Annotated in this window: 7 protein-coding genes; 2 read left to right on the top strand and 5 right to left on the bottom strand. The window is 50.0% G+C overall.

Annotation, left to right across the window (positions count from 1 at the left end; genetic code table 11):
* Positions 1-75 precede the first annotated feature (75 nt).
* The 4 genes from hcp-2 to F0316_RS17005 all read right to left on the bottom strand — a co-directional run bounded on the left by hcp-2 (position 76) and on the right by F0316_RS17005 (position 8,103).
* Positions 76-594, bottom strand: coding sequence for a type VI secretion system effector Hcp-2 (gene hcp-2, locus F0316_RS17025; protein ID WP_001142930.1), 519 nt, complete (start codon positions 592-594; stop codon positions 76-78).
* A gap of 394 nt (positions 595-988) precedes the next feature.
* Positions 989-3,178, bottom strand: a complete 2,190-nt coding sequence (gene glgB, locus F0316_RS17015; protein WP_149560751.1) for a 1,4-alpha-glucan branching protein GlgB — start codon at positions 3,176-3,178, stop codon at positions 989-991.
* A gap of 205 nt (positions 3,179-3,383) precedes the next feature.
* The gene (malQ, locus tag F0316_RS17010) at positions 3,384-5,564 is read right to left on the bottom strand and encodes a 4-alpha-glucanotransferase (protein WP_001070801.1); all 2,181 of its coding nucleotides are present in this window, start codon (positions 5,562-5,564) and stop codon (positions 3,384-3,386) included.
* Positions 5,565-5,649: 85 nt separating this feature from the next.
* A complete protein-coding gene (locus tag F0316_RS17005) occupies positions 5,650-8,103 on the bottom strand; it encodes a glycogen/starch/alpha-glucan phosphorylase (RefSeq protein WP_041051620.1) in 2,454 nt (817 codons plus the stop codon).
* A gap of 576 nt (positions 8,104-8,679) precedes the next feature.
* On the opposite strand from F0316_RS17005, the gene malT reads away from it, so the two are divergent.
* Positions 8,680-11,388, top strand: coding sequence for an HTH-type transcriptional regulator MalT (malT, locus tag F0316_RS17000; RefSeq protein ID WP_172626078.1), 2,709 nt, complete (start codon positions 8,680-8,682; stop codon positions 11,386-11,388).
* A gap of 65 nt (positions 11,389-11,453) precedes the next feature.
* On the opposite strand, the gene F0316_RS16995 is transcribed toward malT, so the two are convergent.
* Entirely contained in the window at positions 11,454-11,810 is a 357-nt protein-coding gene (locus F0316_RS16995; RefSeq protein WP_001050216.1) for a YibL family ribosome-associated protein, read from the bottom strand.
* 278 nt (positions 11,811-12,088) lie between these two features.
* Between F0316_RS16995 and F0316_RS16985 the strand changes: the two genes are divergently transcribed.
* Positions 12,089-13,750 (top strand): methyl-accepting chemotaxis protein, encoded by a 1,662-nt coding sequence (locus F0316_RS16985; RefSeq protein WP_000059787.1) that lies wholly within the window; start codon positions 12,089-12,091, stop codon positions 13,748-13,750.
* The last annotated feature ends 46 nt before the right edge of the window (positions 13,751-13,796 follow it).

Here is a 13,796-nt window from a genome sequence, read left to right as displayed (position 1 = left end):
CCGCGCCAAACGATACTCTGGGTTTAAGGTTCACAGCCGCCCACCCGAAGGTGAGCGACATTCTCGCAGCGTAAATTACGCTTCGATTGGCTTACGCCAGTCATCAGAGCCTGAGGTGCCCGCGTTAACGTGGTCCCAAGTGATTTTGCGGTAAGACAGAGACACAGTCACATTCTGAGTAAAGTCAGATTTTGCTGGGTCTTGACAGTGTGGCATTTCACAGTGGATATCGACGATAGACGCGTTTTCCAGCTTAGTGGTGAAGAAGTTTTCTTGTTTACCTTCGATAGAGGTACGGTACCACTTCAGCTCAACCGACTTCAGCTTCTCACCAGAAGAGAGCGCGTTGTACAGCAGAGGAACCGCTTTGTTCAGCGCCACAGTGAATTTGAATGGCTTGTGCACACGTTGGCCTGAAGGCTGACCAGATTGTGGGTCAGTCGGTACGGTCACAACGTGGTCAAACTGCTGAACCAGCATCTCATCTTCGTGGCCTTCAACGAATGAATCGCCGATAGAGTCAGCAGTACATGCGCCTGCAGTGATAAGACCCTGAGTTTGGCCTTCGATAGAGATATAACATGGAGTTGGCATGGCTATTTCCTTTCAATAAATCATTTTTAAGTCAATGAATGAGTTAACGCGCTCTGCGCACCGTCGCGATACAAAGAGCAAGTGGGATGCCAACTTTCACACCATTCAAAATCAATAAGTTATAGAAACAACTCCATCAACAAAGCAAAAAGCTGCCCAAGACTGAGCAAGATCTTGCTTGGCGGGCAAAAAGTCACGAGTTTAGGAAGCAGAGATCTTTGGCAAAGATCCCGTATTCAGAGCGATCAACTCACCAATTAGCGCTGCAGGTAAAAGATCATGAGTAGGGCATCAACAAAAAAACCGCCGCAGCGGTTTTTTTCATAAGGTATAGCCTTCCTACTTGGCGTTGCAGCTCCAAGTAGGAAGGCTATATAACGATAAACGGGAAGAGCTACTTCGCACTCCATTGATAAAATAGCGTCGCGAGCGGCGGCACACTCAATAGCAGCGATTGATCCAAACCTTCACTGCTGATCGCTTCCGTACTCACATCCTGCAATACCGGATAATCACTGCCGTTGTACTGCTTGGCATCGGTATTGAGCAACAAGCGGTACTTCCCTGTTTTAGGAACACCTAAGCGAAATGCCTGCTGTGGAACAGGCGTGAAGTTGGTGATCACTAACACACGATTACCGGCTTCATCCATCCGTTCATGGGCGATCACGCTGAGATCGGCATTATCTTGTAAGCGCCATTCGAAGCCGCGCGGATCGCAATCAAGCTGATGCAACGCCGTTTGGGCTTGGTACAGATGGTTCAAATCGCGCACCAAACGCTGGATCCCGGCATGGCGCTCAAATTGCGTTAAGAACCACTGCAACTGACCATCGTGATCCCACTCAGCAGTCTGTCCTAATTCGGTACCCATAAAGTTGAGTTTTTTGCCTGGCTGACCATACATATAACCCAAGTAGGCGCGTAAGTTGGCGGTTTGCTGCCACTCATCACCCGGCATTTTGTACATAAGTGAGCGCTTACCATACACCACTTCATCGTGTGATAAAGAGAGCACATAGTTTTCACTAAACGCGTAAATCAGCGGGAAAGTCAGGGTATTGTGGTGGTATTTACGATGCACCGGATCCTCTTTGATGTACGACAAGCTATCGTGCATCCAGCCCATGTTCCACTTAAAACCAAACCCGAGACCGCCCATAAAGGTCGGGGCAGAAACGCCAGGAAACGCAGTCGACTCTTCGGCAATCGTCATCGCATTCGGGAAGTGTTTGTACACCTCCTCGTTCATCAATTTGAAGGTAGCAATCGCATCGTAGTTTTCGCGTCCACCGTCAACATTCGGGATCCATTGATCATGGCTACGCGAATAATCGAGATAGAGCATCGATGCGACCGCATCAACGCGAATGCCATCGATATGGAACATCTCAAACCAATACAGCGCATTAGCGACTAAGAAACGGCGCACATGCTCGCGACCAAGATCGTAGATGTAAGAGTTCCAGTCTTGATGCCAACCGCGACGTGGATCCGGATCATGGAATAAGGGCGTGCCATCAAAATTGGCCAGACCGTGAGAATCCGACGGGAAGTGCGCAGGCACCCAATCGAGCACCACACCAATCCCCGCTTGGTGGCACAAATCGACAAAATATTTGAAATCATCCGGCGAGCCGTAACGGCTAGTGGGCGCAAACAGACCAACCGGTTGATAGCCCCAAGAACCATAAAATGGGTGCTCAGCGACAGGCATTAACTCAACATGGGTATAACCCATCTCAACCAGATAAGGCACCAATTGATCGGCCAATTCACGATAATTGAGGAATTCACCGTTTTCGCCTCGCTTCCATGAGCCAACGTGCAGCTCATAAAACGAGAGCGCTTGTTTACGCTTTTCAGTCACAGGGCGCTGCTGCCAAGCCGTATCTTGCCACTGATAACGACGGTGATCATAAGTCACAGAAGCAAAAGAAGGGTATTGCTCAGCATAAAAACCCCACGGATCCGCTTTATGCGGCAGACCTTCTCCATGTGGGCCTTTCAGCTCAAATTTGTATTGCGTGCCTTCCGGCAAGCCGGGGATAAAAATTCCCCAAATACCGTAATCGAGACGCTGCATCGGATGGCGACGACCATCCCAATGGTTAAACGCGCCAATCAAACTGCACGCCGCCGCGTGAGGGGCATACACCAGAAAACGTACGCCAGAGACCATTTTTCCATCACGCTCTAGGGTGACAAACTGCGCCCCCATATGGTGATACATCTGCTTTGGCGTATGCAGATCTTCATATTCAGCGTAGAGGCCGTGATATTGATACGGATCATCGAGTAACTGCTCGGTACCCGCCCAATCGACAGCCAATTGGTAGTGCGTAAAACGCAGATTACGGCCATCTTTCAGCACAAAGCCGCCCTCGCCTTCACGCTCTAACGCCACACGAGCTTGCCCTTCAACCACCAACGCGACGTTGTCAGCCCCCGGCATCCACACTCGCAGCGCACCTTGTTCAGCGGGAATGTAAGGGCCTAGAAATGAAAAGGGATCAGCAAACGCTGCACGCGCCAACTGATCATAAAATTGTTGAACCTTGGATGGTTTTTTTGTGATCTTCAAACCTAACTCCTAACCTAACTAGCGAATATCCCCTTCCGGCTTAAAGATCGGCGTGTTAGCGCCTCTTCAAGGTATTTGGGTATAACAGAAAGCCCGCAAGGCGCGGGCAAAGCGTGTGTCCATCTTACCGGACTTAGCAAGGAGGAAAGAGTGACCAACCCGAAACTTCTTTTGGTCATAGTTAAGAAATTGGTCACTGATTTCCTTATTGGCTGGCTTTGCTGCGCACTTCGGTCAGACGTGCCGCAATGCGGTTCACTTCTTCGCGCGCAAAAATCTCGTCCAGATTCATCGATAACTTACGTCGCCAGTTCGGGTATTCGTTGACCGTTCCCGGAATATTGACCGGCTTATCCATCTCTAGCCAATCTTCCAACTGCACGCTCAGTAACGCGGAAGAGCCTGCCGCCACATGCAGTTGCAGTGCTTCGCTCAAGTAGGAATCCATCGGAACCTGAGTCGCATCACGTCCAACGCCATCCGGCAAATAGCCGTGCCACGCCACTGAATCGAGAATGCCCTGTTTGGATTTCAGGCGATCATCAAACAAACCTTGCAGCTGCTCTTCATCGGGATAGAGGCCTATTTCACGTCCCATTTTAAGATCATCACAGTGCCAGAAACCGCGCAGGGTTGGCATGTCATGGGTACAGAGTGCCGCCATGGATTGCTCCGCGTAATGCGCCGGAGAAACGTAACCGCCATCTTCCTTCGACGTTTCGAAGAAGAACACTTTATACGAATGCACGCCCGCATCGCGCAGCAGCTCGACGATTTCATCCGGTACGGTTCCCAAATCTTCGCCAATTACGCTGCACTGGTGACGGTGAGATTCGAGCGCCAAAATCGCCAACATATCTTTGACTGGGTAGTAAATGTACGCGCCTTTCGTCGCGTTTTCGCCTTTCGGGATCCACCATAAACGCAGCAAACCCAGTACATGGTCGATACGCAAGGCTCCGCAGTGCTTCATGTTGGCACGCAGCAATTTGATGTACGCGTCATACGCCGTGGCTTGAAGCGCCTGTGGGTTGAGTGGCGGTAAGCCCCAGTTTTGCCCCAAAGGCCCCAGTACATCTGGCGGTGCACCAATGCTGACATCTTGCAACAAGTTACCGTGATCGGCCCACGTTTCACTACCAGAATCAGCCACGCCAACGGCGAGATCGCGGTATAAGCCAACTGCCATACCTTTTTCTTCGGCCAGTGATTGCACTTCGTGGATCTGTGTATCGGCAATCCACTGTAAGTACATGTAGATGTGCACCGCATCTTGATGATCTTCAATAAATTTTTGTACCGCACTGTTATCAAAACGGCGATATTTCTCTGGGAAAACAGGCCAGCCCCACACCGACGCATCTTGTGCATGTAACTCGGCATGCAGCGCATCAAACGCCGCTTGATGCAGCAAGCTTTCTCCGCCCTCTTCCACAAACTTTAAGAACGCATGCGCGCGATCGGTCTGCTTATCCAGATGACGTTTTTTAAATTCAGCAAACAGCAGAGGTAAGACGCTCATTTTAAGCTCAGCCACTTCGCTGTAGTTTACCCAATGGGCATCACGCACTTTTTGTAGGCGCTGCTGGAATTCTGGGCTACCCACTTTTTGCTGCGCTTCGGCGCTGAGTGCAAATTCAGGTACTGAGCTCACATCAATGTACAGAATGTTGAGCCAACGGCGAGAGGATGGGCTGTACGGGCTTGCGCCCTCTGGGTTGGCTGGAAACAGCGCATGGATCGGGTTTAAGCCAACAAAATCGCCACCGCGTGATGCAATATCCGCCACGAGCTGTTTCAAATCACCAAAGTCTCCCATGCCCCAGTTGTGCTGGGTACGCAGGGTATAAAGTTGAACGCTCGGTCCCCACAGCTTTTTGCCTTGTGCCAAGGCAGGTTGCTTGTAGCAAGCTTGTGGCGTGACAATCAGGGTCATTTCGTACGGTGCTTTGCGACGCTTACGGGCAATCAATAAGGTGTGATAACCGAGCGGCAGATCGTTAGGCAACGCAAACACCAGTGGGCCGCCTTCGGCACGTTCATCACGTACAATTTGTGATTGCAGATAGCCTTCCAGTACCTCGCCTTGCTCGGTCTGCAAGCGCCAATCAAATTCGCTTTCGCGCGCACTCACGCCAAGGTAGAGCGGGACTTCGATCGCCGAACCTTGGTGTACAACGAGTACCGGATCCACCACATCTTTTTTGTGTTTCTTCTCTGCCGATTGCAGCAAGGCTTCATCGCTACTGGTGTCATAACCAAGAGACGCCAAAAGACGACGGATCGTGTCGTCTTCCACTTGAGCTTCACTGCCCCACGCGCTGACATATCGATCGGCAATTTTTGCCATTGCAGCGACTTGTTTTAATGCATTGTCTTGATTCATCGCTCTCTCCGAAGGGACTGCTTTCCCCTTCCGTGTAGGGTATGTAAAAAAGGTGAGCCAGAGGGATCTGACTCACCAAAGGGGCTTAACGCTGTACAGCGCTCAGTTTCCAAATGTTGTTCACGTAGTCGCGGATACTGCGGTCGGAGCTGAATTTGCCCACTAACGCGGTATTAAGGATGGCTTTTTTCGCCCAGCCCGCTTGGTCACGATACTGTTTGTCGATCGCTTCATGCGCTTTCACGTAAGAGGCGAAATCTGCCAGCACCAGATATGGGTCACCGCCATCGAGCAAGCTGTCATAGGTCGCGCGCAGTTTGCCCGGAGCACCCGGCGTAAACTCTTCACCCACCAGCAGATCCAGCGATGCTTTGAGGAGCGGATCAGCATGATAGAAATCGTATGGGTTATAACCACGCGCTTTTAGTGCTTCTACGCCATCCACTTCAAGACCGAAGATGTAGATGTTGTCATCGCCCACTTCTTCACGAATTTCGACGTTCGCGCCGTCCATCGTACCTATGGTCAGCGCACCGTTGAGCGCCATCTTCATGTTGCCGGTACCGGATGCTTCTTTACCTGCGGTTGAGATTTGCTCAGACACATCCGCCGCTGGAATGATGATTTCGGCCATGCTGACGCGATAGTCAGGGATGAATACCACTTTCAGCTTGTTGCCGACCCGCGGATCGTTATTGACTTTCTGCGCGATCATGTTGATGGCGTAGATGATCTCTTTCGCCAAGTGGTAGCCCGGCGCCGCTTTTGCCGCAAAGAACACCACACGTGGATGCATGTCAAAGCTTGGATCATTGATGAGGCGGTGATAGAGCGACAAAATGTGCAGCATATTGAGATGCTGACGCTTGTACTCATGCAGACGTTTGATCTGCACATCAAAAATCGCATTGGTATCGAGCTCGATGCCCATGTGATCTTTCACCCACTCAGCCAGACGCGCTTTGTTGGCTTTTTTCACTTCCATAAAGCGTTTTTGGAACGCCGCATCTTCGGCGTACTGCGCCACTTTGGTCAGTTGATCCAGCTTCGCAGGCCACTCATGGCCAATCTTCTCTGAAATCAGCGCCGATAAACCTGGGTTACAGAACTTCAGCCAGCGACGTGGCGTGATACCGTTGGTCACGTTCTGGATTTTGCCCGGATAGAGCTCAACAAATTCAGGGAACAGGTCACGCTTCACCAATTCTGAGTGCAGCGCCGCTACACCGTTCACCGCATAAGAGCCGACCACACACAGGTTGGCCATGCGCACCATGCGGTGGAAGCCTTCTTCGATGATCGAGAGCTTTTGCTGTTTCGCCACATCACCCGGCCATTTGGCACGCACTTGTTGCAAGAAACGGTGGTTGATCTCGTAGATGATCTCCATGTGACGTGGCAGCAGGCGTTGGATCAGCGACTCACTCCACGTTTCCAGTGCTTCTGGCAGCAGAGTGTGGTTGGTGTAAGCAAAAGTGTGCGAACAGATCGCCCACGCCGCTTCCCACGACATCAGCTTTTCATCGATTAGAATGCGCATCAGCTCAGGAATCGCGATGGTTGGGTGCGTATCGTTAAGCTGAATGGTTTCGTATTTCGGCAGATCCGTCAACGCGTGCCCTGCCGCCTCGTGGCGACGCAGAATATCGCGCACCGACGCTGCACTGTGGAAATACTGCTGCATCAAACGCAGGGTTTTGCCTTTTTCGTGGTTGTCATTCGGATACAGGACTTTGGTGATGTTGCCTGCATCGATCAGCGCGTGCTGCGCTTCAAAGTAGTTACCGTTATTGAAGCTTTCTAACGAGAAAGGCGCGATTGCGCGACACTCCCACAAACGCAGCGGGTAAACCGTATCACTTTGGTAGCCGACAATCGGCAGATCCCACGGCATCGCTTGCACCAGCATGCCCGGTACCCAACGACGACGCTCTTTGCCATTTTCATTGATGACTTCAACGTGGCCGTAGAAACCGATTTCTTGTTTAAGCTCAGGACGCGCGACTTCCCACGGGTAGCCTTCGACTCCACACCATGCATCCGGCGCTTCTTTTTGACGGCCTTCTTCAAAAGACTGTTTAAACAAACCATATTCGTAATGCAGACCGTAACCCACGGTCGGGTATTCTTGCGCCGCGCAAGAATCCATAAAACAGGCGGCAAGACGGCCTAAACCACCGTTACCTAATGATGGGTCGCGCTCTTCTTCCAGCAAGTCGCTCAGGTTCTGTCCAAGCTCTTCCATCGCTTGTCCTACGGCTTCATACACACCCATGCTGATCAAGTTGTTGCCTGTTAAGCGGCCAATCAAAAACTCCAGCGATAGGTAGTTCAGGCTTTTGCTATTGAGAATGCGTTCATCCTGTTCGGTTTCCAGCAAATCAAACGTCGTAAATTCAGCAAGGGCACGTCCCATCGCCAAATACCAAGCACGCGCCGAAGCGTGCTCTACTGTTGTGGCATAAGTTGCGGTCAAATGACGCTTCACATTTTCTTGGAACAACGTCTTGTCAAACTGTTTCTGTTGAGTAGGTTTCATTGTGAACTCTCACTGTTTGGTTCTAATCCATCTGAGCCCTATCCTGCCTCTACGACTTTTGCAAAACATCCTCCCACTTTTCTCATCAATTGGGAGGAGGAGCCAAGGCGTAGAGGCACAGGAGTCTGGTAGTGAGTGATCTAGCTCCCATCAATGCACCGTTCAGCTAGAGATAGCAGTGATTCGGATCACACCACCTGCCGATTAACCATAGCTAGGCTTTATGAAAAGTCAGAAAACGAGCCATCACTCATTTGTCCACTCTGCTAAATAGATCACAATAATTTCGCAGTTGTTACCCATTTTTCACTAAATGACGTAGAGGCCTGGACAATATCGTCCGTTTTAAAAAGATTGATTAGTGATAATCATCACAAATATAGGGCGTAGTAACGTGCGAAACGTGAAGAAGACAAAAAACTCAGTATGGATCAATAAACGCACAGAATGACTTCAAGTAACATTCGCCCATCTGAGTGTGATACGCCTCGCGTATTCACCTCCCCTTAGGCTTGGAACTTGCGTTTCAAGTTAAAAGAGCATGAGGCTCTGACTGGAATAGACGAGAGAAAGAAGATGTGGATCCCTTCGAAACTGACTCGCCCGGGACGTTTGCATAACGCCATCGTCCGCCCCCGAGTGCTGGATTTATTGCAGCACGCCACCTGTTATAAATTGGTGCTGTTTCGTTCCCCCGCCGGCTATGGCAAAACCACCATGGCCGCGCAGTGGCTTGCCGACAAGCCTAATCTGGGGTGGTACAGTATTGATGATAGCGATAACGATCCGTTCCGCTTTATGAACTACCTGCTGCAAGCGATTAATAAAGCAACCCATAACGCCTGCCCCAATGCGCAAAAATTGGCAGAGAAGCGTCAGTTTTCGTCATTGCATTCGCTGTTTAGTGAAGTGTTTGCCGAGATGGCCGACTACCACGGCGAATGTTATGTGGTGCTGGACGATTACCACCTGATCCATGATGAAACCATTCACGAAGCGATGCGCTTTTTCTTAAAGCACATGCCCGATAACTTAACCTTGGTGGTCACCAGCCGTTCAACTCCACCTTTGGGTACGGCTAACCTGCGCGTGCGTGATTTAATGATTGAGATCGGCAATGAGCTTTTGGCTTTTGATACCGAAGAGACGACCCGCTTTTTCAACCAACGCGTTTCCGATGGGATTGATGCGCTGACGGCGAATCACCTACGCGATTATGTGGAAGGTTGGCCTTCTGCGATGCAGCTCATCGCTCTCCAAGCGCAGCATCAGCACCGCACGCTCGCTCAAACCATCGAATCAGTTTCGCACTTTAACCATGCGCATCTTTGGGATTATCTAGTGGAAGAAGTGTTTGATCTGCTCGACGATGAAACCCGCTATTTCTTGATGCAGTGTTCGGTACTCGATCATTTTGACGATGCATTAGTCAGCAGCTTAACAGGGCGCGATGATGCTCTGGCAATGATTGAGTCACTTAACCGCTTCGGGCTATTTATCTCACCGCTGGAAGGGGAAACTAACTGGTATCGCTTCCACAATCTGTTTGCTGAATTTTTAGCGCACCAACGTCAAGCACGCATTCCGCAGCAAGAGCAAGATTTGCAACGCGCCGCCGCCAAAGCGTGGTTAGAAGCCGCGGCACCTCATCAAGCACTGCGTCATGCTCATTTAGCACAAGACACTGAGCTGCTGGCGAGCATTTTGAGCCAATATGGTTGGAAAATGTTTAACCAAGGCGAACTCGAAGTGTTGGAAGCGGCGATCAATCAACTCTCGCCGACCCAACTGTACCGCGAGCCTAAATTGTGCATGTTGCAAGCTTGGCTGGCGCAGAGCCAGCATAGATACAATGATGTCGGCGCACTGCTTGCCAAAGCGGCGAAAGAGATGAAAGCGCTCAACGTTGAACTCTCCACCAAAGAGCAAGGCGAATTTAACGCGCTGCGTGCCCAAGTCGCGATTAACCAAAACGAGCCAGAAAAAGCGCTGGAACTGGCTGAACTCGCGTTAAGCCAGTTGGATCACACGACCTATCGCAGCCGCATTGTCGCAACCTCTGTCGTTGGTGAAGTGAACCACGTATTAGGTCATCTCAGCCGTGCGCTCTCCATGATGCAGCAGACCGAGAAACTGGCACGCCAATATCAGGTGTATCACCAAGCTTTATGGGCACTACTGCAACAGAGCGAAATTCTACTGGCGCAAGGGTATGTTCAAGCGGCTTACGAAGTTCAGGATAACGCGTTTAAGTTGATTGAAGAGCAGCAACTGCATCAAGTACCGCTGCATGAATTTTTGCTGCGGATTCGCGCGCAAATTTTATGGTGCTGGAACCGCTTAGATGAAGCCGAACAAGCCGCTTATAAGGGGCTGAGCGTGCTAGAAAACCATTCGCAAAGTAAGCACCTGCACTGTTATTCGATGCTGGCTAGAATTGCGATTGGCCGAGGTGAGCTGGATAAAGCCGGACGCTTTATTGAACAGATACAGCATCTACTCAAACAATCGACTTACCATGTGGATTGGACGGCGAATGCTTCGCTCTCTTTGCTGCTGTACTGGCAAGTCAAAGAAAACAGCACCGAGATCCGTCAGTGGCTACAGTCCAGCACTCGACCAGATAAAGCGTGCAACCACTTCTCCCAATTGCAGTGGCGTAATATCGCGCGCGCGCAGATCCAACTCGGTGAACTCAGCGAAGCGCGCCATACCTTGGACTTTATTCAAGAGCAGGCGCAAGAATATCAACTCGTCACCGACACCAATCGCAATTTGATTGTGGAAGCGCTGCTGGCCATTACTGAAGGAGATGATTTGCAAGCCTGCCATAAGCTCAAACAAGCACTGCGCCTCACCAACCAAACGGGCATGATTGGTAATTTCTTAATTGATGGCAGCAAGATTGGTCATCTGCTGGAGAAGCTGGTTCACAAAGGTGAGCTAGGAGATTTGGAACGCCATCGTGCCCATCTGCTGCTCAAGGAGATCTCCACCACTCAGCGCAGCCGATCCATTCATTTTGATGAAGAGTTTGTCGAAAAGCTGGTGAATCACCCGAACATTCCAGAGCTAGTGCGCACTAGTCCACTCACGCAACGTGAATGGCAAGTGCTTGGGCTCATCTACTCCGGTTTCAGTAATGAGCAGATTGCCCATGAGTTGGATGTGGCAGGTACCACCATCAAAACCCACATTCGTAATCTGTATCAGAAACTCAATATCGCCAACCGCAAAGAAGCGGTACAAACGGCCGAGCAACTATTGCAGCTGATGGGCTACTAAATCGACCCGACAAACGCAAAAGAGCCAGCAAACGCTGGCTCTTTTCATCGCTATGCTTTGCCTGATTAAAAAGGCTTAGGCGCAAAACCCGTCATCACTTCGACACGCAATGCTTTACCGATTTTGGTGGTCGGATGCACGATCACTAACCCTTTCACCGATTTTTTCAGCTTACCTAAATCCGCTTGCTCAAGCTTAGTCAGCTCACGAGAGAAAGGCATATCGGCAATGGTTTTACGCATTTTATTGAGATCGTAATCTTGCTTGCTTTTCACGCTATTCAAACGCTTAGTCAAGGCTTCTAATTCATCGGTAAACTTGCTGACCATCTCTGAATCGGCACGACTTTTTGCGGCATCCAACTTACGGCGGCAAGTATCGATGCGATTGTTGAGTTGTTGAATATCGGTTTTAAGGTTCATGATGGTCGCTCTATCGAACTGAAAGGGCGCAGAGTATAGCACGCTCTCTTTGCTTATACTCAAACATCTTCCGCCACTCACTACACAATATCCCTTTTTGAACTAGGCTTATTAATAAAGTTCTCATATCCCCAAACGACTTGGAGTTGCAGATAGGTGCAAGCAAGTTGATCCCCATGAGCATAAGCAGACGATGTGATTGGGGTAAACGGACGTAGCCAATACCGATACCGCTTCAACGAGAAAGGGAATAATAACTAACGAAGTGAGCCACAACTATGAGCCTGACGATTCGACAACGCCTGTACATCCTTTCTTTGGTGCCTTTACTCACCATAGCTTTAAGTATGATGTACTTTACTTTTAGCGAAACCCGCTTACTCAGCCAAGAGCAGATGCGCAATACCCGTGAGGCCATGATGGAAATGAAACAGGCCGAACTGAAATCCTATTTGCAAATCGCGGATACTGCGCTTGCTCCACTCAAAGCCCGCCAAGCCCCTCTCGATGATGCAATCGCGATATTACGTGAAATTCAGTTTGGACAAAGCGGTTATATCTTTGGTTATGATTCAAAAGGTACTCGCCTGTTATTAGGTAAAGCGACGAATGGCTTAGGCGACAACTTTATGAACATGCAAGACACCCAAGGCAACTATCTGATTCAAGATTTGCTGAAAAACGCCAAATTAAACCAATTCACAACCTATTATTTCCCCAAACCCGGCGAACAGACGCCCTTACCTAAACTGAGTTATTCGGTCTATCTCCCACAGTGGGATCTCACTATAGGGACCGGTTTTTACACTGACGATGTCGATGCTGAAATTGCAGAGATGGAAGCGCGCGCAGAAGAGCAGCTCGAACAAGGGCTATATACACTGGCTGGCATTACGCTGCTTATTGTCATTCTGGTTAGCGTGATGGCAATAATGATTAACCGAAGCATCATGCGCCCACTGGAGCTGTTTGATAATTCCATTAGTTCATTTGCCAGTGGCGATGCGGATTTAACCGCACGCATGGAAAAATTCAGTGTTCCTGAATTTCATAAATTGAGCCACAACTTCAACCGTTTTGTAGAGAGCTTGCAAAACATCATTAAACGGGTCAATCAAGTTGGGCAGCAAGTGGTTGAAGAGACCAATGCCATGAGCCAACGGGCGACTCAAGTTGACCATTTAGCGTCGAATCAAAGAGAAGAGACCGAACAAGTGGCTACAGCGATGACCGAGATGACAACGACCGCTCAAGAGATCTCTAACAACGCGAATAATGCCGCGCAGTCAGCCAAAGACGCTGAAGATAATGCGACCGACGTTCATAACATCGTTAACGCTGCGGCTCGCTCAGTCCAAGCTTTGGCCGAAGAAGTGGCCGATGCCAGCAGCGTCATTGCCAAACTTGAAGGCGATGTCAATAACATCACTAGCTCATTGGCCGTGATTCAAGATATTGCCGAACAGACGAACCTCCTCGCCCTCAACGCGGCAATTGAAGCCGCGCGTGCCGGAGAGCAAGGCCGCGGTTTTGCCGTGGTCGCCGATGAAGTCCGCAAGCTTGCTAGCCGCACCCAAGAGAGTACTCAGCAAATTCACACAATGATCCAACAGTTGAAAGCGGGCTCAGATGCAGCCGTAAAAGCCATGGAATCGAGCCAACAGCGCAGTATTACTACCGTGCGTGAAGCCAACGCAGCGGCCGAAGCGCTCCAAAAAATCCAAGCGTCAATTGGCACTATTATGGATATGAACGCCTTAATCGCGACAGCGACTGAAGAGCAGAGCATTGTCGGACAAGAGATCTCACAGCGTATTGTGGTAATTTCTGACCAAAGTAGCGAATCGGCGGATTTAGCGAACCAGAACCGTCAAGGTAGCCAGACATTAAATGGACGAGCTCACGAACTGTATGAGCTGGTGGCGCGCTTTAAAGTGTGAGTTGTTTACAGTGTAAATTGAACCGCTATACCACGAACTGCACCAA

This window comes from Vibrio cholerae, assembly GCF_008369605.1.
Classification (GTDB): Bacteria; Pseudomonadota; Gammaproteobacteria; order Enterobacterales; family Vibrionaceae; genus Vibrio; species Vibrio cholerae.
Note: the sequence above shows the minus strand (reverse complement) of the source record. Positions and strands in the feature narration are given on the sequence as shown.